At 35.5% G+C, this 20,542-nt stretch carries 26 protein-coding genes; 12 read left to right on the top strand and 14 right to left on the bottom strand.

All coding sequences use genetic code 11. The annotated features are described in order from the left end of the window. Both NX902_RS18685 and NX902_RS18680 read left to right on the top strand, forming a co-directional pair. Window positions 1-438: a DUF86 domain-containing protein gene (locus NX902_RS18685; protein WP_095330504.1), complete on the top strand. Its 438-nt coding sequence runs from the start codon at window positions 1-3 to the stop codon at window positions 436-438. Between the two features lie 119 nt (window positions 439-557). Then, window positions 558-1,334, top strand: coding sequence for a TIGR01457 family HAD-type hydrolase (locus tag NX902_RS18680; protein ID WP_341160899.1), 777 nt, complete (start codon window positions 558-560; stop codon window positions 1,332-1,334). A gap of 73 nt (window positions 1,335-1,407) precedes the next feature. Here the strand turns inward: NX902_RS18680 and NX902_RS18675 are convergent, their stop codons facing one another. Beyond that, window positions 1,408-1,899 carry a phosphatidylglycerophosphatase A family protein gene (locus NX902_RS18675; RefSeq protein ID WP_095330506.1) on the bottom strand — a complete coding sequence of 164 codons (492 nt, stop codon included), beginning with the start codon at window positions 1,897-1,899 and terminating at the stop codon, window positions 1,408-1,410. 193 nt (window positions 1,900-2,092) lie between these two features. Between NX902_RS18675 and yutH the strand changes: the two genes are divergently transcribed. The 4 genes from yutH (at window position 2,093) to thrB (ending at window position 6,791) form a co-directional block, all read left to right on the top strand. After that, a complete protein-coding gene (gene yutH / locus NX902_RS18670; protein WP_123260647.1) occupies window positions 2,093-3,094 on the top strand; it encodes a spore coat putative kinase YutH in 1,002 nt (333 codons plus the stop codon). Between the two features lie 420 nt (window positions 3,095-3,514). Continuing rightward, complete coding sequence (locus tag NX902_RS18665; RefSeq protein WP_341160898.1) at window positions 3,515-4,813, top strand: homoserine dehydrogenase; 1,299 nt, start codon at window positions 3,515-3,517, stop codon at window positions 4,811-4,813. Next, window positions 4,813-5,874, top strand: a complete 1,062-nt coding sequence (gene thrC, locus NX902_RS18660) for a threonine synthase (RefSeq protein ID WP_123260648.1) — start codon at window positions 4,813-4,815, stop codon at window positions 5,872-5,874. Before NX902_RS18665 ends, thrC begins: the two co-directional genes overlap by 1 nt. Continuing rightward, window positions 5,871-6,791: a homoserine kinase gene (thrB, locus tag NX902_RS18655; RefSeq protein WP_341160897.1), complete on the top strand. Its 921-nt coding sequence runs from the start codon at window positions 5,871-5,873 to the stop codon at window positions 6,789-6,791. The genes thrC and thrB overlap by 4 nt, the downstream gene beginning before the upstream one ends. 51 nt (window positions 6,792-6,842) lie before the next feature. Here the strand turns inward: thrB and NX902_RS18650 are convergent, their stop codons facing one another. Then, complete coding sequence (locus tag NX902_RS18650) at window positions 6,843-7,079, bottom strand: NifU family protein (protein WP_047942238.1); 237 nt, start codon at window positions 7,077-7,079, stop codon at window positions 6,843-6,845. A 167-nt stretch (window positions 7,080-7,246) separates the two neighbouring features. On the opposite strand from NX902_RS18650, the gene NX902_RS18645 reads away from it, so the two are divergent. Further along, window positions 7,247-7,570: a YuzD family protein gene (locus tag NX902_RS18645; RefSeq protein WP_163187791.1), complete on the top strand. Its 324-nt coding sequence runs from the start codon at window positions 7,247-7,249 to the stop codon at window positions 7,568-7,570. Between the two features lie 205 nt (window positions 7,571-7,775). Here NX902_RS18645 and NX902_RS18640 read toward each other — a convergent pair whose 3' ends face one another. Then, complete coding sequence (locus NX902_RS18640) at window positions 7,776-8,849, bottom strand: NAD(P)/FAD-dependent oxidoreductase (protein ID WP_341160896.1); 1,074 nt, start codon at window positions 8,847-8,849, stop codon at window positions 7,776-7,778. 225 nt (window positions 8,850-9,074) lie between these two features. On the opposite strand from NX902_RS18640, the gene NX902_RS18635 reads away from it, so the two are divergent. Continuing rightward, the gene (locus NX902_RS18635; RefSeq protein WP_095330512.1) at window positions 9,075-9,311 is read left to right on the top strand and encodes a DUF1450 domain-containing protein; all 237 of its coding nucleotides are present in this window, start codon (window positions 9,075-9,077) and stop codon (window positions 9,309-9,311) included. Between the two features lie 52 nt (window positions 9,312-9,363). Here the strand turns inward: NX902_RS18635 and NX902_RS18630 are convergent, their stop codons facing one another. After that, window positions 9,364-10,059: a DUF2225 domain-containing protein gene (locus NX902_RS18630; protein ID WP_338134284.1), complete on the bottom strand. Its 696-nt coding sequence runs from the start codon at window positions 10,057-10,059 to the stop codon at window positions 9,364-9,366. Between the two features lie 307 nt (window positions 10,060-10,366). Between NX902_RS18630 and NX902_RS18625 the strand changes: the two genes are divergently transcribed. Then, window positions 10,367-10,732, top strand: a complete 366-nt coding sequence (locus NX902_RS18625) for a HesB/IscA family protein (RefSeq protein ID WP_082138323.1) — start codon at window positions 10,367-10,369, stop codon at window positions 10,730-10,732. Window positions 10,733-10,892: 160 nt separating this feature from the next. Here the strand turns inward: NX902_RS18625 and NX902_RS18620 are convergent, their stop codons facing one another. After that, window positions 10,893-11,885 (bottom strand): NAD(P)/FAD-dependent oxidoreductase, encoded by a 993-nt coding sequence (locus NX902_RS18620; protein ID WP_341160895.1) that lies wholly within the window; start codon window positions 11,883-11,885, stop codon window positions 10,893-10,895. Between the two features lie 332 nt (window positions 11,886-12,217). On the opposite strand from NX902_RS18620, the gene NX902_RS18615 reads away from it, so the two are divergent. Beyond that, the gene (locus tag NX902_RS18615; protein WP_172860236.1) at window positions 12,218-12,925 is read left to right on the top strand and encodes a 3D domain-containing protein; all 708 of its coding nucleotides are present in this window, start codon (window positions 12,218-12,220) and stop codon (window positions 12,923-12,925) included. A gap of 160 nt (window positions 12,926-13,085) precedes the next feature. Here NX902_RS18615 and NX902_RS18610 read toward each other — a convergent pair whose 3' ends face one another. Beyond that, the gene (locus NX902_RS18610) at window positions 13,086-13,562 is read right to left on the bottom strand and encodes a divergent PAP2 family protein (RefSeq protein WP_123258127.1); all 477 of its coding nucleotides are present in this window, start codon (window positions 13,560-13,562) and stop codon (window positions 13,086-13,088) included. 468 nt (window positions 13,563-14,030) lie between these two features. Between NX902_RS18610 and NX902_RS18605 the strand changes: the two genes are divergently transcribed. After that, window positions 14,031-15,533, top strand: coding sequence for a leucyl aminopeptidase (locus NX902_RS18605; protein WP_341160894.1), 1,503 nt, complete (start codon window positions 14,031-14,033; stop codon window positions 15,531-15,533). A 71-nt stretch (window positions 15,534-15,604) separates the two neighbouring features. On the opposite strand, the gene NX902_RS18600 is transcribed toward NX902_RS18605, so the two are convergent. From NX902_RS18600 to NX902_RS18590, 3 genes are all read right to left on the bottom strand, one after another. Continuing rightward, a complete protein-coding gene (locus NX902_RS18600; protein WP_095330527.1) occupies window positions 15,605-16,618 on the bottom strand; it encodes an alpha/beta fold hydrolase in 1,014 nt (337 codons plus the stop codon). A gap of 1 nt (window position 16,619) precedes the next feature. Beyond that, a complete protein-coding gene (locus NX902_RS18595; RefSeq protein ID WP_095330529.1) occupies window positions 16,620-17,117 on the bottom strand; it encodes a hypothetical protein in 498 nt (165 codons plus the stop codon). 65 nt (window positions 17,118-17,182) lie between these two features. Beyond that, window positions 17,183-17,950, bottom strand: coding sequence for a glucose 1-dehydrogenase (locus NX902_RS18590; RefSeq protein ID WP_095330531.1), 768 nt, complete (start codon window positions 17,948-17,950; stop codon window positions 17,183-17,185). Window positions 17,951-18,195: 245 nt separating this feature from the next. Between NX902_RS18590 and NX902_RS18585 the strand changes: the two genes are divergently transcribed. Then, window positions 18,196-18,405 (top strand): hypothetical protein, encoded by a 210-nt coding sequence (locus tag NX902_RS18585; protein ID WP_341160893.1) that lies wholly within the window; start codon window positions 18,196-18,198, stop codon window positions 18,403-18,405. A 193-nt stretch (window positions 18,406-18,598) separates the two neighbouring features. Here NX902_RS18585 and NX902_RS18580 read toward each other — a convergent pair whose 3' ends face one another. From NX902_RS18580 to NX902_RS18560, 5 genes are all read right to left on the bottom strand, one after another. Next, complete coding sequence (locus NX902_RS18580) at window positions 18,599-18,988, bottom strand: hypothetical protein (RefSeq protein WP_164464112.1); 390 nt, start codon at window positions 18,986-18,988, stop codon at window positions 18,599-18,601. Window positions 18,989-19,140: 152 nt separating this feature from the next. Beyond that, window positions 19,141-19,323 carry an asparagine synthase gene (locus NX902_RS18575; RefSeq protein ID WP_095330548.1) on the bottom strand — a complete coding sequence of 61 codons (183 nt, stop codon included), beginning with the start codon at window positions 19,321-19,323 and terminating at the stop codon, window positions 19,141-19,143. 109 nt (window positions 19,324-19,432) lie between these two features. Then, window positions 19,433-19,795, bottom strand: a complete 363-nt coding sequence (gene mnhG, locus NX902_RS18570) for a monovalent cation/H(+) antiporter subunit G (RefSeq protein WP_095330550.1) — start codon at window positions 19,793-19,795, stop codon at window positions 19,433-19,435. Then, the gene (locus tag NX902_RS18565) at window positions 19,776-20,063 is read right to left on the bottom strand and encodes a Na(+)/H(+) antiporter subunit F1 (RefSeq protein ID WP_095330551.1); all 288 of its coding nucleotides are present in this window, start codon (window positions 20,061-20,063) and stop codon (window positions 19,776-19,778) included. The genes mnhG and NX902_RS18565 overlap by 20 nt, the downstream gene beginning before the upstream one ends. Continuing rightward, window positions 20,063-20,539 (bottom strand): Na+/H+ antiporter subunit E, encoded by a 477-nt coding sequence (locus NX902_RS18560; RefSeq protein ID WP_095330553.1) that lies wholly within the window; start codon window positions 20,537-20,539, stop codon window positions 20,063-20,065. Before NX902_RS18560 ends, NX902_RS18565 begins: the two co-directional genes overlap by 1 nt. Window positions 20,540-20,542: the final 3 nt, after the last annotated feature.

Below are 20,542 nucleotides of genomic sequence, written 5' to 3'. Positions count from 1 at the left end.
ATGTATTTTGTGGACCGAGAAAAAATAGAAGAACAGTTAAACTATTACCACGAGCTCATTAATCAGTTTGAAACGCAAGAAACGTGGAATACATTTCTTGAGAAAGTGGCACTTGAAAGATTGACACATATGATGATTGAAGTCATCTTGGATGTTGGAAATAGTATGATTGATGGTTTTATTATGAGAGATCCGGGCAGTTATGACGATATTGTTGATATACTTATTGATGAAAAAGTGATTACTATGGAAATAGGAAATGACATAAAGGAACTCATTCTTTGGCGCAAACAGCTTGTACATCAGTATACCAATATTGATCATAAGGGATTGATTGCAGTATTTGAAGCGAAGCTGCTCTCTATAAAAGCCTTTGCCCCATCTGTAAAAGAATATTTAATTCATGAGTTAGGACCTGTTTCTGCATTTAGAAATTAGATGATTTTTAAAGGAATTGTTTTTGATCAAATAATGAATAAGTTTCATACTTAGAAAAAACAACGTGCTTTTTAAAATAGTTCCTGAATTAATACATAGCATGGAAAGGATTTTTCTAAATGAAAGCGTATAAAGGATATTTAATAGATTTAGATGGAACCATGTATCGGGGAACAGAGGTAATTGAAGAGGCAGCTGAATTTGTTAAGCGATTGATTGCTGCACAAATTCCCTATTTATATGTGACCAATAATTCAACAAAAACACCAGAACAAGTGGCACAAAAGCTACGGGAGTTTCAAATACCGGCAAAAGCGAGTGAAGTATTTACTTCCGCTATGGCTTCTGCCAATTATATTGCTGAAAAATCCCCTGGAGCAAATGTGTTTATGATTGGGGAAAAAGGACTTCAGCAAGCACTAGAAGAAAAAGACTTGAAGTTAGCTGAGGATTCAGAAAATGTTGATTATGTAGTCGCTGGACTTGATCAACAGATTACCTATGAAAAACTTACAGTAGCATGCTTAGCAGTCCGAAATGGCTCACAATTTGTCATTACAAATGGAGATACGGCTTTGCCAAGTGAGCGAGGATTATTACCTGGAAATGGTGCCTTAACTTCTGTCATTTCGGTAAGTACTCAGCAGCAGCCTGTTGTTGTTGGTAAACCAGAATCAATTATTGTGAATCAAGCAATCAAATTATTGGACTTGCCGAAGGAGGATGTTTTGATGGTTGGCGATAATTATCAAACGGATATTATGGCAGGCATTAATGCAAAGATGGATACGCTTCTCGTGCATACAGGAGTTACAACGAAAGAGCAACTAAGCGGCTATTCTGTCAAGCCAACCTATACGGTCGACAGCTTAAGTGACTGGGATATAAAAAAATAAAAAATAAGGACATAAAAAGAGGACGATTCACCACTGTTTAAAGCGTGGGAAAGGTCCTTTTTTACATGGTGACTTATTCTTCCCCTTTAGCACGGTGAGCTAGTCTACTTGAAGCTGCTGCTGCAATAGCACCGACAATATCATCTAAAAAGGTATGACATTCACCAGTACTCTTATCATTTAACCTTTGTAAAATGCCTGGTTTCAATTTATCTACATAGCCATAATTAGTAAATCCGATGGAACCATACACGTTTACAATCGAAAAAGCAAGCACTTCATCTACCCCATAAAGCCCTTCATCTGTTTCGACAATTTCTTGAAGGGGAGATTCCAGTAGTTTTTTTTCGGCGAGTACATCTAATTGTATCCCTGTGATAACGGCATTTTGAACCTCTCTTTTCGAAAGAACACGTTCAACATTATGAATACAGTCCTCCATTTGTAAATCTTTATGATATTTCTCTTGTAAGAGATAAACAAGCTTCGCTATGTCTTCTATATCGACTCCACGTTCATGTAACCACTTTCTGGCTGTTTTTTCTGTTAGGTCCTTTAATGACATGAACTTCACCTTTTCTTTAATTATTCACTATGTATTCACAGTGTTTATTATTATATGCATGATGGCTGCTAAATGTTCCTAACAGCTATTGTTTCCATAATTGGGGCAATTCATTAATTGAATCCTCTTAACAAGTTTTAACATTCCTTCTCATATACTTCTAACAGAGAGAAAAACGAGGAGGAAAAAGTCATTGATTAAGAAAATTTTATCGACAAAGTATGGAATTGATGTAGAAGAAGAAACAAGAGTCGGTCATTATGAAGCTTGTATAAGCAAAGGAAAACTTTATACCATTGTTCCAGTTGGTAATATAGAGGAAGAAGAGCTAACAGAAAGAGATCAAATTGCTGCACATATCTATCAGATTGGAGATAAACATGTCAGCATGTTATTAGAGTCAAAAGAAGGAAACAAACATACTGAAATGAATGAGCAACTTTATTGTGTGCTTTTGAATGATCGACTACGTCCCTTTCAGTCTCGGAAATTAGGGAGGAAACTGGGGAAGTTTCATTTTAGAGGCAGAACTGTACCATTTGGTGTCCAAAAAATAAGTAGAATGGGGCAGTGGAAGAGCATGTGGGAACAAAGGTTGGGACAATTGGAGGGTTTTTGGAACAGTATGTTATATAAACAGCCAGAAAGTGAATTCGATCAATTATTTTTAGAATCTTTTCCATATTATATGGGAATTGCTGAAAATGCCATTCAGTATCTTGTCGATACAGAGCTAGATGATGATCCAACTGCTGTAGATAGCGGAACGATTTGTTATAACCGTTTTACAAAAGACACATGGGCAGGGGAATATTATATTAAAAATCCATTTGATTGGGTATTTGATCATTGTGGAAGAGATCTTGCTGAATGGACAAGAGATCGATATTTTCGAAATATCAAAACATATCATCGAGAAGTGAAGACGTTTTATGAGGAGTATCAAAGCGTTATGCCTCTAAGTTCTTTTGCATGGAGATTAATATATGCAAGGCTGTTATTTCCCATTCATTATGTGGAATGTATCGAAAATTATTATTCTGCTATACAGGAGGCAGACCGTCTATTTCTAGAAGAACGGTTAAAGAAAATGCTTAGTCAATCGAGAGATTTAGAAATATTTTTGAAAGAATTTTTTGACAACACAGAAGTGGCAGTTAAAACATTGAAAATCCCAATTGTTTCCTGGTTGTGAATAATTGGTTTAGAGCGGAAAGCATAAATAGTCAGGATATAAGTGTTCAAAACAAAGAAAAATCCTAACAATTATATGGAGATATTCATGGGAATTTCGTATATTGTTAGGTTTTTTTATTGAATACAGTATGTTTTCCATGGAGTGAGCGACGAGCGCTTTGTTGATTCACTTCTTGAAAAATCTAAATATACATAAAATTTATAATTTTCCTTTTGGAATTATAGCTTCTTCCTATATAATGGATTCATTAAGTAAACGAGCACAGTTATTCTTTTTAAAAGGGAGAAGCATTCTTATTCATAAAAATTTTAAAAGAATGTTTAAACACCCCTTGTAAAAAAAGGAATCAAACACTATAATGTCTACTATATAAAGACAGTTGTTCTCGTAAAAAGAACATCAGCGGGAGGTAAACAGATGGAGGCAATCTCAATTGGACTACTCGGATTAGGAACTGTTGGATCGGGCGTTGTAAAAATTATTGACAATCATCAAGATAAAATTATGCATCAAGTCGGCTGTCCAGTGAAGGTAAAAAAAATTCTCGTCAAGAATGTAAAGAAAGAACGAGAAGTAGAGATTACAGATGATATTCATTTAACAGTTGAGGCTAATGATATATTAGATGATCCTGAAATAGATGTGGTAATAGAAGTAATGGGTGGGATTGAAGAGACAAGGAACATCCTGCTAAAAGCCTTAAAAAATAAAAAACAAGTAGTAACGGCAAACAAGGATTTAATGGCAGTACATGGAGCAGAGCTATTGCAAGCTGCTTCCCAAAATAATTGTGATTTATTTTATGAGGCAAGTGTTGCTGGAGGAATTCCTATTCTAAGAGGTTTAGTAGACGGGTTAGCTTCTGACCGTATCATTAAATTAATGGGAATTGTGAACGGGACAACTAATTTTATTTTAACAAAGATGAGTCAACAGCAAAGAACGTATGAGGATGTTCTATTAGAAGCGCAAGCATTAGGTTTTGCGGAAAGTGATCCCACTTCTGATGTCGAAGGGCTGGATGCAGCAAGAAAAATGACTATTTTGGCAACATTAGGCTTTTCAATGAATATTGGCTTGGAAGATGTAAAGGTACAAGGCATAACGAATGTAACAGATGACGATATACAGTATGGAAAGCAGTTAGGATATACAATGAAACTCATTGGCATTGCTCAAAGGCAGGAAGAAAAAGTAGAAGTTAGTGTCCAGCCTACTTTTATTGTCGACAGCCATCCATTGGCAGCTGTTAATAATGAGTATAATGCTGTGTATGTATATGGAGAAGCGGTAGGAGAAACGATGTTTTATGGTCCTGGTGCCGGAAGCTTACCAACTGCAACAGCCGTTGTATCGGATCTAGTTAATGTTCTGAAAAATATGCGCTTGGGCGTTAATGGAAAAGGTGCAATTGCTCCACAATTTAAAAAGAAGCTAAAAGAGCCAGACGAAATGTTTTCTAAATATTTCTTACGTCTGCAAGTAGTGGATGAGGTTGGAGTATTTGCAGAAATTACATCCATCTTCTCCCAGCATGGAGTCAGCTTTGAGAAAATCCTCCAGTTACCAGTAAAGGAAAAAGGATTGGCAGAAATAGTTTTAGTAACACACCATGCGTCTTTATTAAACTATGAGAATATTTTATTAGAATTAAGGGACTTATCATCTGTTCGAACAGTTAAAAGTTCTTATCGAGTTGAAGGAGGAACAAAGTAATGAGATGGAAGGGTCTTTTAGAAGAATATAAAGAATATTTACCAATAAATGAATCGACACCAATGTTAACACTAAATGAAGGAAACACTCCTTTAATTAAGCTGGAAAAGTTGTCTGAGGAATGGGGCGTCGAGCTATTTGTCAAAACGGAAGGAACTAATCCAACTGGCTCCTTTAAAGATAGAGGAATGGTCATGGCTGTAGCTAAAGCAAAGGAAGAGGGAAACTCAACCGTTATTTGTGCCTCTACAGGAAATACGTCAGCTGCAGCTGCTGCCTATGCTACACGTGCAGGGATGCGCTGTATTGTCGTTATACCAGAAGGAAAAATTGCGATGGGAAAATTGGCACAAGCCGTTATGTATGGTGCTGAGATTATTGCGATTGAAGGGAATTTCGATCAAGCATTACAAATGGTACGAAAAATTAGTGAAACAGAACCCGTTGCACTGGTTAATTCAGTGAATCCGTATCGTTTAGAAGGACAAAAAACAGCTGCTTTTGAAGTCTGTGACCAATTAGGAGAAGCGCCAGATATATTGGCAATTCCTGTTGGTAATGCCGGAAATATTAGTGCATATTGGAAAGGCTTTAAAGAATATCACGAAAAAAAGCAGACTGGACTACCAAAAATCCACGGCTTTGAGGCAGCTGGAGCAGCAGCGATTGTTCATAATCGCGTATTTGAGAATCCAGAAACAATTGCTACTGCCATTCGAATTGGTAACCCTGCTAGCTGGAAGCTGGCTGTTCAAGCACAAGAAGAGTCCAAGGGAATTATTGATGAAGTAACAGATGAAGAGATTATTGCTGCATATCGTACAATTGCTGCAAAAGAAGGGGTATTTGCTGAGCCAGGCTCTTGTGCATCGATTGCCGGTGTTTATAAGCATATTCAAAATGGAAAAATTCCTAAAGGAAGTAGAATAGTAGCGATTCTTACAGGAAATGGCTTGAAAGATCCGAATACAGCGATCGATGTAAGTCCAATTAAGCCAGTAGTACTGCCTAATGATGAAAAAGCAGTAGCTAATCACATTAAGGGAGTCGTTCATATATGAACGAAGGAGAGATGCTGCTAATTAAAGTCCCAGCGAGTACTGCTAATCTCGGGCCAGGCTTTGATAGTATAGGACTAGCATTAAATTTATATTTATCATTGGAAGTTGTTCAAAGTGACTGTTGGGAGGTTATTCCGTTAACAGAGGAATTGAAGGAATTTCCTAGTGATGAAAGTAATTTCATTATTAAAACAGCGATCGAGGTGGCGGAATCATTTCATACTATTCTTCCTCCATGTCAAATAAAAGTGGATAGTAATATTCCTTTAGCAAGAGGACTAGGATCTAGTGCCTCCGCTATTGTGGCAGGAATTGAACTAGCAGATCAAGTCGGTAATTTACAACTGACTAAACAACAGAAATTTGCAATTGCCTCCAAAATGGAGGGGCATCCAGATAATGTTGGGGCGAGTATTTTTGGAGGATTAGTTGTTGGTTGTCAATTAGGAGAAGAAGTAGATGCAGAAATTATTCATTCGATAGACTTGGAAGTACTAGCAGTGATTCCAGAAGAAGAGCTATTAACAAAGTCTTCACGAGGAGTTTTACCGAACTCTCTTTCTTTTGCTGAAGCTGTTTCAGCAGGTGCAGTATCTAATCTATTAGTTGCAGCACTGCTTACAGGCAATAGGAAACTTGCAGGAAAAATGATGAAAAAAGACAAGTATCATCAGCCATATCGGAAAGAGTTAGTACCGCACTTAGAGCTCATGGAAGAACATGCTTGCGATCTAGGTGCTTATGGAGTGGCTTTAAGTGGAGCGGGACCGACAGTGTTATGTTTTGTAGAACCTGGAAAAATGAATACGTTAATAGATGGATTAGCAGTGAAATTACCTGATATGCGTTTCCTCCCCTTGGAAATAGACAAGAAAGGGAGTACTTGCTCCGGAGCACTTGCAACAGAAGTTAAATAAAAAAGAAAGAGGATGCGATTGCATCCTCTTTCTGTATTTTCTCATAAAAAATTAAAATACTTGTTCCACTTCATAAACGCCTGGTACTTCCTCTAATAACGCACGTTCAATACCAGCTTTTAAAGTAATAGTAGAACTTGGGCAGCTTCCGCAAGCACCTAACAAGCGTAGTTTTACAATGCCATCCTCTACATCCACTAATTCACAGTCTCCACCATCTCTTAAAAGGAATGGACGTAATTTATCTAGTACTTCTTGTACTTGTTCTTTCATTTCCACTTCTTGCATACATATCGACTCCTTTCCTATTATTTATTATAATCACATTAGGATGAAAAATCTATAATCAAGAAACACGAATTAAATAAACAAAAAATGGATATATAATAAAAACCCTATAATTATGGAAAAATAAAGGATAGGCAAGCTTGTCTATCCAATGGAGGAGAGTTTATTTGAAAAAGGAAATTGAAGTTAGTATTTATGGTGCAGAACAAATTTGTGCAAGCTGTGTTAACCTGCCATCTTCTAAGGACACATATGAATGGCTCCAAGCTGCATTAAGTAGAAAATTTCCAGAGCAGACTTTTCAGATTAAATATTATGATATTTTTCAAGCAAAGTATACGGAAGATAAAAATAAATTCTGTCAGAAAATTATAGAGGAAGATTTATTCTATCCAGTAGTAGTAATTGAGGGAGAGATTGTAGGCGAAGGTAATCCGAAGTTGAAGAAAATTTATGCGGAATTTGAGAAATACGGCTATACTAGTGCTTAATGGTTAAAGTGTATTCATTCCTTAAGTAATAAGGGAGTAGACTGAATACACATCACTATCGATCGAATAGGAAGTATATTCAGTCTAGAAGGATAACTATAACTCTTGTTATCCATACAAAATCAATAGGAAATGTTATTGGTAGTTTTCTGTTGTCCGGCGTTATCTAAAGCTGGAATATTTATGACATGCTCATTTTCTTTTACTAGTGATTAATTTTATTTTTATTATTTTTATCTTTCCATAACACTCCATGTTTAATTAAGCGTGGAATTCTTCCTGTTAAAGCAGTCTTGGCAATAAGGCCGAAACCGGCTTTTTTCCCTAATGATCCTAAGACTCCTTTCAGCTTGATTGGCGGCATATAATTGGGTAGTACTTTTCCTTGCCATCGAGATATTAAAACAAAAGCAATTTGTTCTGCCTGTCCTTCTGCAAGCTGTGCACTGGGGGGATGAGAAAGGCTTGCGCAATCACCAACTACGAAAACATGCTCATTATCAGGAAGATGGTGATGCTTGGATAAGATAATGCGTCCTTTTTTATCTTTTTCCACGTCAAGTTCTCGCACAATTTTATTTGGTTGAATGCCAGCTGTCCAAATAATACAGTCATAATGGTGGGGGCTTCCATGATTATAAACTGTATTTTTTTTTATACAAATAATGTTGCTATTTTTGATAAGATTAACCTTTTTATCTGTAAACCATCGTTCTACATAGTTTCTTACTTTTTTAGGATAAGAAGATAATATGGTATTTCCACGATCCAATAGTGTTATTTGCAGGCTGCTACTTTCAGCTAATTCTGCTGCTAATTCAACACCGCTTAAGCCGCCGCCAATAATCGCTACCTTTGCCCCTTGAGGCAAGCTATGGAGATGCTTATGTGTTCGTTTAGATTTATTGATGGTTTGAATACTATGAGTGTTTTCTTTAGCTCCCTCGACTTGGTGATAATTATCCTCACAGCCAAGTCCAATAATCAAATCATCATAATCGATCGGATTTCTCCCCGCCAACCAAACTTTATTGTTTTCCAAATCAATTTTTTCCACTTCTGCTTGTATCATGCTTACTTGAGGGTGTTTAGGAAAAGGGATTTGTAGGCTTTTATCCAGTACAGTGCCAGCTGCAAGAGCATAATATTCGGTTTTTAGAAAATGAAATGGGACCTTATCTATTAATATGACCATAAAGTTATATGGTAAATGAGGTATGATAGAGGATAAAACACGCATACCACCATAACCGCCGCCTAATATTATTAATTTTTTCATTTTTTCCCCCTTAGTGTACTCATGAGAATATCTATTCTTTAAAAATTAGTTCGTAAATTTGGATCTTCTCCTTTTAGAGTATATTAAAAGGTTAGGATTGTTTATTCTTCATTATAGAAGGAAAATGACTTTCCCCTTTACAGATAAGAAAGGAAGTATGAGATTAGACAATTTTTGCGTTCACCACCAAGAAAAACCTGTATAATTCAGAGGGAGGTGAGGTGTTTGTTTAAACCGCTAATTGAATTTTGTGCGAGTAACCTAGCATCAGGCGCATATGAAGCGAAAGAATGCCTTGAACAGGATGATTCTTTAGATGTGATTGACTATGGTTGTTTGAGTTATTGTGGGCAATGCGGGGATTCGTTATTTGCGTTGATAGATGGTGAAGTAGTAAAAGGGAAAGATACAAAAGAGCTTGTTGAAAATATCTATCAGCATTTGAAGGAGAATCCATCATAAAACCGCTTATATCAGTGTGATAAAAAATTTTATTCACTGATATAAGCGGTTTTTAGATGAAGGTTTTTTGACTGTCTCTTAATTCCTGCCAGCTTTCTTTAGCTAGCTTTACAATTTGTGTTTCCACTGTTCTACTCTGCTGCTCAATTACTTTTGAATAAAATTTTGTAGCTTTTTCAAGATTATCAGTCCGCTTGGAAAGATCTGCTATTAAATAAATGGTTCTTAATTCTGAAACAGGAGTTCCCTGATAGTCACCAACAGAATAGGAAGTTTCATATTCTGCTAATGCAAGGGATATAAAACGCTTCTCTTGTTCTTGATTATTTAACATACGATAATGCCATGCAATCCGTAGGTGGAGTCCTGCAAGGATAATATGCTTATCCTTCCGTAAAGAAGCGCAATAAGCAGCTAATTTATACGTTTTAATACTATCCTCTATGTTACGTTCTTCTCCAAAGGAATGTGGAATCCAGTGGGAACATACTTTTTCGATTAGTATCTTTTTACTTTCTGGAGAAAAATAAGAAACCGTATCATCACTAAAAGAAAACCCGCAAGCAGGGCAGACATTTATATAATAAAGGAGTGGATTATGCTCAGCATAGACAGGAAAGAAATCTGTATCTAAATGTTTCAATTTGACAAATCTTGAACGTAATTTTTTTGTTGTAAATTTAGTTTGACAAAGCAAACAGGTACATTGCTTATCAAATAACGGTTCGATTTTGTTCAAATTTCTCACTCCCTTTGTTGTTAGGTAAAAAGGCTAGATGTTTATATATTTTATTATACCTTATTGTGAGTAATATTCCCTATAAAAATTTTACAGATAGGTGAAAAGTCTATATTATGTTAAGAAATCTCTTTAAAGTGGGAACAGCAAACGATAGTAATGTTCTAATCGAAAAATACTTGAAGAATGTTAGTACAGATTGTCAAATAGACCTGTTTTGTTCCCATCTTTTACACAGATCCCTTTAGTTGAGTAGTTTTGATTAGCGGTATATAATATAATAAGAAGTAATAATAGGACGAAAGGAGAATGAACAGTGACAGAAGAAATTGTACACATAACAGAAGCCGCTGCTCTTCAAATAAAAGAAATGATGAAGGCGAACGATGAAGAAGGTTCCTATTTAAGAGTTGCCGTAAAAGGTGGAGGCTGCAGTGGTTTATCTTATGGAATGGGCTTCTCACCAGATAAAGAAGAAAACGATCAACTTTTTGAGCAATATGGCATTCGTGTGTTAGTTGATCAAAACGATGGTCCTATTTTAAAAGGAACAAAAATTGATTACAAGCAATCCCTAATGGGCGGCGGATTCACCATCGACAATCCTAATGCGATTGCCTCATGTGGCTGCGGGTCTTCTTTCCGTACAGCGAAAGTGGCTGGAACACCAGAAGAGTGTTAAGAACAAGGTTTAAAATTTGAATACCGCTGCGTCATGAACACCTTATTGGTCTTCCTGACGCAGCGGTGTTTTTGTTTCATTAAAAAAAGACTGAATGTAATCAGTTGTTTTTCAAAACATTTAAAGAAAACAAAAGATTATCATTAGTCTTTAGAAACGTCTATTTAAACAAAGAAGTACTGTGAAGAGGCTGTACGCGAGCTTTTGGATCCATATATGTTTTAGCATTATTGACAGCTGTAGGGGCTTCTCCGAATCCTGTCGCTATTAATTTCACTTTTCCATCATATGTGCATATGTCTCCAGCTGCATAGATACCTGGAATATTTGTCTCCATTTTGCTGTTAACAACAATAGAGTTCTTTTGAATCTCAAAGCCCCATTCTTTAATTGGGCCTAAAGAAGAAACAAATCCATAGTTTACAATAACTGCATCTACATCAATAATTTCTTTTTCTTGTGTTGTTACATTTTCAAGAATCACTTGTTTGATTTCCTCATCTCCTACTAACTCTGAAGGAATATAAGGAGTTTTGATGTTTACTTTTGAATTTTTAAGGTTTTCTACACTATGCTCATGGGCACGGAATTTATCACGTCTATGTGCTAAATAAACAGTATCCGCAATAGGCTCTAGCATTAATGCCCAGTCAACAGCAGAATCTCCACCACCAAATACCATTACCCTTTTCCCTGCAAACTGATTTAAGTCATTGATAAAGTAATGAAGATTTTTTCCTTCATATTCTTTCGCTTGCTCCAACTCTAATTGACGAGGTTGGAAAGCTCCGTTTCCAGCTGTAATAATAATAGTTTTGGAGTAATGGACTTCTTTATCAGTAGTAATTTTGAATATACCATCACCTTGTTTCTCCACTGTTTGAACAGCTTGTTCTAGTACGATAGACTGTTCAAATTTTTTCATTTGCTCTTCTAAATTATCGACTAACTCTTGAGCACGAATTTTTGGAAATCCAGCAATGTCATATATATATTTTTCGGGATAAAGTGCTGTAAGCTGACCGCCAAGGGTAGGGAGACTCTCAATAATTTTAACGGTTGCTTGTCTCATCCCTCCATAAAAAGCAGTGAACATGCCTACAGGTCCACCACCGATAACAGTAATATCATAAATGGTTTGATTTTCTTCCAATTTTCCTAAACCCTCCTAATAAAGATCAATTCTACAAGCTATCATATCATAATGATTATGATTTCTCACTTTTTAAATCTTCCAATTTTGAAAGATATCTAGGCCACCATCCTACTCATAAATTTTAAAAAATATAAAATTTTCAATTTTTAACTTTTATTGGTAATAGTATAATTCGGAAAATAATGTAAAAATTATCGATTAGAAGCTTTTAATCGATGTTTTTTTGCATTTTTTTGGTATTTTACTAGGGGGAAAGTTCTGGTTTTTACCTTTTTATGAATAAATTCTTTGAATATGGGAAATGAATAGTTTTGGGAGGAGTGAAAAATATGAATTTTTATAAAAAGTTTTTTAGAAGAGTAGGAATGGTTCTACTTTTTATGGCAGCACTACTAACCACGTTCCAATCGATTTCAGGTGTTAAGGCGAGTTCGATAAATTTAGGTACTAACGAACATGCTCAGGTAAGTAAGAATCCAGATCATATTGATCATACAATAAAGCAAATGAGTGTAGCATTAAAAAGCTTTAAAAAGGCATTGGTGGAAAAAACACAAATTTCATCCAGTAAAGAGGTTGCAGGTAAACCACCTTCACTAGAAAATATGAAAGATTGGTCACAATATCCGACAAAACGAGTGATCGCAACAGGCTATACAGCTGGATATGAGTCAACTGGCAAGAACCCAGGCCATCCACAATTCGGTATTACCTATTCAGGCGTAAAAGTAAAAAGAGATTTATATAGTACCATTGCTGCTGATACTAGTGTATTTCCAATTGGAACTATTCTTTTTATCCCTGATTATGGATTTGGGGTTGTCGCCGATACTGGTTCAGCCATTAATGGCAATAGATTAGATTTATACTATGAAACCGTACAAGATGTATATAGTCAATGGGGCAAGAAAACAATAGATGTATACATAGTGGAAATGGGTAAAGGCAAACTAACAGAAGAAACGTTAAGTGCATTAAATGAAGAAGAATCTATGCAAGTATTCCGTCAACAGTATACAAAAGCAGAAAACAAATAATTACATACTTAATTAACAAGTAAAAAGGATATCCTAAAATCAAAGTCCTAACAAAAAACTGTTAGTTGATTTTTAGGATATCCTTCTTTTTTTAGAATAAATATAACTGCTTTTGAATAGCTTAAGCAGTTTTTATTTGGATTTATTCATAAAGGGAAGGTTAATAAATTAGCATATGTAAAACAAGCGTCAATACAATTCCGGTTAGTCCACCAAAAAATACTTCTATCGGTTTATGTCCTAACAATTCCTTTAATTCTTTTCTTTTTTCCTGTTCTGGTTTGTTTTGCCACCCTTTTGCATCATTTAAAAACTTATTAAAATCGTTTACTAAGCGATTTAAAACAATTGCTTGTTCTCCTGCCTGTCTTCTAACACCTGTAGCATCAAACATTGTGATTATCGCAAAAATAGCAGCAACCGCAAAGATCGGTGAATCAAAGCCTGTTTGCAGAGCCACACCAGTAGACAGAGCAGTTACAGCTGCTGAGTGAGAACTTGGCATTCCTCCTGTACTTGTTAACAAAGACCAGTCAATTTTTTTCGTAACAAAATAAGTGATTGGCACTTTGACAAATTGCGCAAAAAAGATTGCAGCCAAACTTGCAAGTAAAGGAAAGTTAGCTAGTAGTTCCATAAAAACACCTCATCATTCTGTGAAAAATATGTACTTTTAGTATGTATACCTTATTTAACGCATTATTAATCTTTCATATAAGGAGAATTAATGGAAATAAGGAGGTAGACAGTGGAGTTAGATATAGGGTAAAAATGAATTTTATTCTGTGTTATTTGCTTTCAAAGCCATGGAAAAACAAAATGCGATTCATTTTTAAATGGGCGAGAGCAATTTTCAATGCTCACTTTGCTTTTCCACTTATCTTATTATAACATAACCAAATATCGAGCTTTCTACTTAAATTCGAAAAAACTTTTTATATTTTGGTATCTATTATAAGAAAGTTGTTTTTCAAAATAAATTATAGCTCATCTTTAGGAATGCAGCTTTATCATTTAGAATTGAATGATGTAAATTTAATTAGATATACGAAATGATAAATAAATTCGTTATAATAGAAGAAGAAATAGAATGGAGGAATTGATTATGTTTTCATATCAGAAAGAATGGGATTTTCAAAATAATCATGAAAGTATTATTATTGGATTATTTGATAAGTCTATTAAATTAGAAGGTCAGCTGCAATTACTAGACGAACAGTTTGAAGGAGAATTAACCAGTTTAGTAAAAGATGGAGATATTTCAGCAAAGAAAAAGTCAGTTACGGTGATACATACTTTTGGAAAAATTGGAGCAAAAAGAATTATTTTTGTTGGATTAGGAAAAAAGAAAGAACTTTCCTTTGATGAGTTAAAAGCAATCTTTGGAGCAACTTTCAAACGTATTACTAGTGAAAAGTGGGTGGAAACAGCTGTATACTTAGATTCCTTTATATCAGAGGAAAATGATGCACAAGATGTTGCCCATGCATGCAGTGAAGCGTTTGGTCTTGCTACCTATGAGTTTCCCGGTTATAAACAAAAATCAAATGAACCAGAAAAAAAGATTACAGAAATTACGGTTTATAGCCATACAGAGGAAGAGGAAGTTATGTCATCGTTAACAGTAGGGTATGTATACGGTCAGGCGACAAATTCTGCACGTACGCTAGTTAATCTGCCAGGAAATATGTTAAAAGCGGCAGATCTAGCTAATTATGCACTAGAATTAGCAGAAAAATATGGCTTTGAGGCAGAAATATTAGAGAGAGAAGATATGTTAAAGCTTGGTATGGGTGCATTGCTTGCTGTGAACCAAGGTTCTACAGAGCCTCCTAAAATGATTGTGCTGAAATACCAAGGAAAAGATAACTGGGAAGATGTCATCGGCTTAGTCGGAAAAGGGATTACGTTTGATACAGGTGGCTATTCTATTAAGCCAAAAACAGGTATTGTCGGTATGAAAACGGATATGGGCGGTGCGGCAGCAGTTCTTGGAGCAATGGAGATTATTGGAGAATTGAGACCAGAACAAAATGTCGTTGCTGTTATTCCATCTACTGATAATATGATAAGTGGTAATGCGTTTAAACCAGATGATGTTATCACATCGATGAGTGGAAAAACAATTGAGGTATTAAATACAGATGCAGAAGGTCGCTTAGTTTTAGCAGATGCAATAACTTACGCAAAACATCATGGCGCTGACTACCTTGTAGATGTCGCAACCCTTACAGGTGGAGTAATTACCGCTTTAGGAATGGAAACGACTGGTGCAATGACAAATAATGAATCTTTATTTGAACAGGTGTTAGAAGCTTCCTATGAAGCAGGGGAACAAATGTGGAGACTACCTATTTTCGAGAGTCATAAGAAATTAGTGCGCAATAGTCCGATTGCAGATTTAAATAATTCACCAGGTGCCGCTGGTCATGCAATTATGGGTGGTGCCTTTATCGGCGAATTTGCAGAGGAAACGCCGTGGGTACATTTAGATATTGCTGGAACATCTACACAAAGTAATCCTACTGATTTAGGTCAGCCAGGTGGAACAGGTGCTATGACTAGAACTTTAGCATTGTTTGTGGAAAGATTTGAAAGTACAAAGTAGAAAGTTTTATTAAAATATAATATAAAAAATTACAGACCCCATTTTATTAATTTGATGGGGTCTGTAATTTTTTATAAGGGGGTGCTGTGAGCTTGCAGCCACTTTTCCATTGGTTCTGGCATATGGGAACTCGCAACGAGACCAGCATGCCCGCCCTCAAATAAAACAAAGGATTTATCTTGACTTGAAACAAGATCCATAATTGGTTCGCAGAGAGAACTTGGAACAAGTGGATCATTCTTGGTGGAAAATACGAGTAAATTAGAGTGAATGTTCGCCAAATCAACCTCTTCCCCGTTGATTGTTAATCCACCCTCAATCATCTTATTGTCCCTGACATAGTCATTCATAAGTTGTTTAAATGTTGCACCAGCTACAGGGATATGATCAAGTGTCCATTTGTTCATTCTTGCCCATTTTTCCGAGTATTTATCTTCGCCAGAACGATTCAAAAGTGCTAAATAATGACTGAATGACAGGGGAGCAACAAGTAACCTAGTGCCATATTTAACCGATTCAGGAGGAACAATTCCCATTTTATCGATTAATTCCTCAAGGTGCAGTTCATTTTCGCGAAGGGCATTCAGCCACTTATCATAGTCCGGAAAATCGGAAAAATTAATTGGAGACACGGCAAGAATTAAGTTTTTAATATAACGATTATCTAATGCGGCAAATATGCTGGCAAGTGTTCCTCCTAAACAAAAACCAATGACAGTAAAGGAATCGGAATTAGCATGTCGCATCGCTCGTTTAAAACCTGGTTGAATATACTTTGTTATATAATCATCAATGGTTAAATGACGATCTTCATATGCAGGGATTCCAAAATCAATTAAATACGTATCATACCCTGCGTTATTAAATGCCTCAATTAAACTCATGGAGGGACCTAAATCAAGAATATATGGTTTATTTACGATCGAATAAATAAGGAAAATCGACTCTTTATATTTTCTTTCTTTAGAAGGGTAATACCATAAAGTTGCTTTGTTTTTTTTCCAGATGGCATATTTTTCTGACTGTCCAACGGCAGGATCGTACGATAAGGTATGAATAAATTTAGCTATACTTTTTTTTGCCATATTATATCGCCTGATTGGAAAAAGTAGAAAAGCTGAGTTCGTCTTTTTGTGAATCCAATTGTTGTTTTGCTTGTGTCAATTCATTTTGAAGTGTGGAAATACGTTGTTCTTGTTCAGTAATAATAGTTGTTAATTGATTAGAGTAATCATCAGAAGGATTCATGTTTAGTTGTTCTATTAATTGTTTGACTTCTTTCATCATTGTCGTTAATTCAAATAACTGATCATCAAGATTATCGATTTTTTCTTCTGATTGAAGAATTAATTGGGTTGCATTTGCAAGGTCTGTTTTAGTAGGTAGATTCATATAATTACTTAATTGCTCTGTATAGGTTTGAATTCGATCTATTTTGTTTGTTAATGGATTTGTTTTTGAAGTCGTGAAATCAATGATGGACATTTGATTTAAGCTTTTTTTAATACGGTTATTTAACTGATATTGTAATAATGTTCCACCTTTCTTTAATAACTCATAAAAATCGATTGTAACGTGTGCCATTTTCCTATCCCTCTTTCTTTTCTTTTTTAGTGAACATCCTAAAGTCTATTTAAAGACTCACTTTTTTATAAACTGGAGGAAAGTCCACCATCAATGGCAATTGTCTGTCCAGTGATATAATTGGAAGATTCTCCAGCCAAGAGCAGAATAATTCCATCTAAATCACTTAATTCCCCTAAGCGCCTTGCTGGAATTCCAGCAGTAATTTGTTTTTTATAATCTTCTAAGCTAGTCGTAATACTTGTAGGGAAAAATCCTGGCGCAATCGCATTTACTTGGATATTATATCGAGCTAACTTAATAGCTAATTCTTTGGTTAATGTAATGAGTGCCCCTTTACTAGTGTTATACGCGATTGCATCTAATAAGTGTGGCGGAGTTCCGTTAAATGCAGTAACAGAAGAAATATTAATTATTTTTCCCTTTTTTTGTTCTACCATTTTTTTTGCAGCTGCCTGTGAAAATAAAAATGAGCCTTTGAGATTAACATCCAGTACTTTATCCCATTTCTCTTCGGGATAATCAAGAAAAGGTGCCATCCAGGAAGTTCCGCTGTTATTAATTAAGATATCTATTGTTTGGAATTTGGCGATTGTTTGACTAATAACATGGTCTATATCCTCTTTTTTGGATACATCGCATGGAAGGGCTAATACCTTTATCCCTTTATCTTGTAATTTAGCAGCAGTTTTTGTACACTGTTCTAAGTTTCTGGAACAAATGACAATATTAGCTCCAGCTTCACCTAGTGTTTTAGCCATTTGTTCTCCTAACCCTCGACTTCCCCCTGAGATAATTGCCGTCTTATTCGTGAAATCAAAAAGTGAATTCATTTTCTTTACCATTCCTCCTGCGACATCTATTCCATATAGTATAGACAAGCAATGACCTAAGCGTGAATAAATTAATGGAATTACCTATGCCTATCCTGCTTTTTTTATCAACAAAAAAGCATTTATTCTATTATTTCTAAAAATTTAGCTATATAAGGCGATAGCCCAGTCCAAAAGAGGGACATTCGCATAGAAAATAGAGAAGAGAAATAAGTCTAAAATGAGAGTGGAGGTAATGTTGAAGAATGTATGGATACCCTTATCAGTATCAATATCCACAACAAGATTCAAGAGCCTGGTTTGCAGCACCCTTTGTGGGTGGTTTATTAGGAGGAGTAATAGGAGGAGCTTTAGTTAGACCAAGACCATTTTATGGTCCTGTCCCATACGGCCCTGTTCCATATGGTCCAGCTCCGTTTGTTCCGGGACCATATGGACCGTATCCTTATTACTAAAAAATTCATCAGCTGGATGAAAGAATAGCTGTTTTTGGCAAAAGGTACAATTCATTATATAGCAATGCTTGCAAGGATTATAATCTTGACACAAAGCATTTAAGAAAAATAAAATTCACTTATTCTTTATCGGATTATTTCAGGCAGTATGATATACCGCCTGAAATAATCTTTTATGAACAATTTAAAAATGCTAACGCCATCTCAATTGAACAGATAAGAAGCAGCAATAGGGTGGTTTATTTTTATGGTCGAAATTTAATGTGATCCCATCAGGAGTATAGGCTACTGTAGGGGTTTCTTTTACACCAATTGACTTAATTAATTGCTCTACTGTTTCCGTTTTAGATAATTGAGCGGCATTCATGAGATTTTTGGAAAAGTCAGGAGAGTTAGCTAACTTTTTTAAACAGGTTTCTACATCAGGCAATAAAGATAGGGTATCCTTAGCAGAGTCGATGAGTTTAGAAGGATTCGCTTCTGGGAGTTCTCGAAAATAGAGAGGATAATGAAGATATGGGTGGAATGCTGCTAAAGTAGGGATTTTACGATGATAATATCGAGCGTGGTACATAGTAGCCATTCCTTTCATGCATAATCTTATTTCTTATATACTATTCCTTATCAAGGGAATTTATGAATAAGAAAAAGACTTGAAATCACAAAAGGAAAAAAGATCCTGTTTGGATATCAAGTCTTTAAAGTGTGCAGAACTTTAAGATGTTTTGTTTAATACTAAAACTTATTACGGTGTTCGATTAGATCAATTGTTCCTAAGACGACATGTGCTAGTCCAAATCCAAAGACTGTATTGGAAATCATGGAATCGACTTTACGATTTTTCTTCATGGCAATGCCGGCAGTTGTAACGGCTGTTCCAAGAACAGTAGGGATTAATCCTTCACGTATATTTTTCATTTTATTGTACTCCTGTTCTGTATTAGTCCAATGACAGGACAGGAATATTATTTGCTTTTGTTTGAAAGCTTATCCTGCATTACATTGGGTCTGCAGGGAAATGATGGTTTTATTTGCTTTTCGCAGCAGCGTCTCTCGCTTCTTTTAAATCATCTCTTATCGTTTCATCTGCCATTGGTATTTTTCTGTTATAAGCAGAGCGAATAATAAGTTGTCCCGCAACTGGAGATGTTAAGAAAATAAAGGCGATTGCAAGAATTAAACGAGAATTAAAAATTTGTTCCGACTGAAAAAAATAGAGACAAGCACCAAGAAGGATAAACATGACTCCTAGCGTTGCGGATTTAGACGCTGCGTGACTTCTTGTATACACATCTGGTAATCTTAATACGCCAATGCTTGCAACTAGACTTAATAAGGATCCTAAGAGAATAAGAATGGCTATAATAATGCTAATGATTGTCTCGGTCATTTTCGATTATTACTCCTTTCTCCAGATACTTAGAAAAAGCTACCGTACCAATAAAGGCTAAAATACCAATGAGAAGAATAACTTCCAAAAAGGCCGAAGTTTTTAACACTATTGATAAAATAGCAGTAATCGCAACAAGGTTGATTCCGATAGCATCTAGAGCGACTACTCTATCGGGAGTAGAAGGTCCCTTTACGACTCGATAAATAAATAAAATCGTCGAGATAGAAACAATAAATAAAGATATATGCATAATGGTCTGGAACATCAAATACTCACCTCTTGTATAGCTTTTTCAAAGCTATTTTTAATACTGCTGATAGCGGCCTCTTTATCGCTAATATCCATTGCATGAATATATAGGATTTTATTATCTTCTGAAATATCCACTACAAGCGTTCCAGGTGTGAGCGTGATAAGATTACAAAGTATCGTTATTTCCCAGTCTTTCCTTAAATCGGTTTCTAGGGCAAAAATACCCGGCGTTACTTTTAACCTTGGTCGAAGAATGATTTTTAACACAGCGATATTGGAAAGTACTAATTCTCTTAGAAAAATACCTAAAAGTTTTAATATAGAAACAACTCGATATAAATAAAACTTATCGGAGAAAAATCTTCTTGTAATAAATATAAGAATCAATCCGATAATAAACCCGATTAGAAACGTATCTGGAGCGAAGGAGCCTTTCAGAAACATCCAAATAAAACTGATTACAAAATTTAATAATAATTGAAATGCCATTGT

It is taken from the genome of Niallia sp. FSL W8-0954 (assembly GCF_038005605.1).
Taxonomy (GTDB): domain Bacteria; phylum Bacillota; class Bacilli; order Bacillales; family Cytobacillaceae; genus Niallia; species Niallia circulans_A.
Note: the sequence above shows the minus strand (reverse complement) of the source record. Positions and strands in the feature narration are given on the sequence as shown.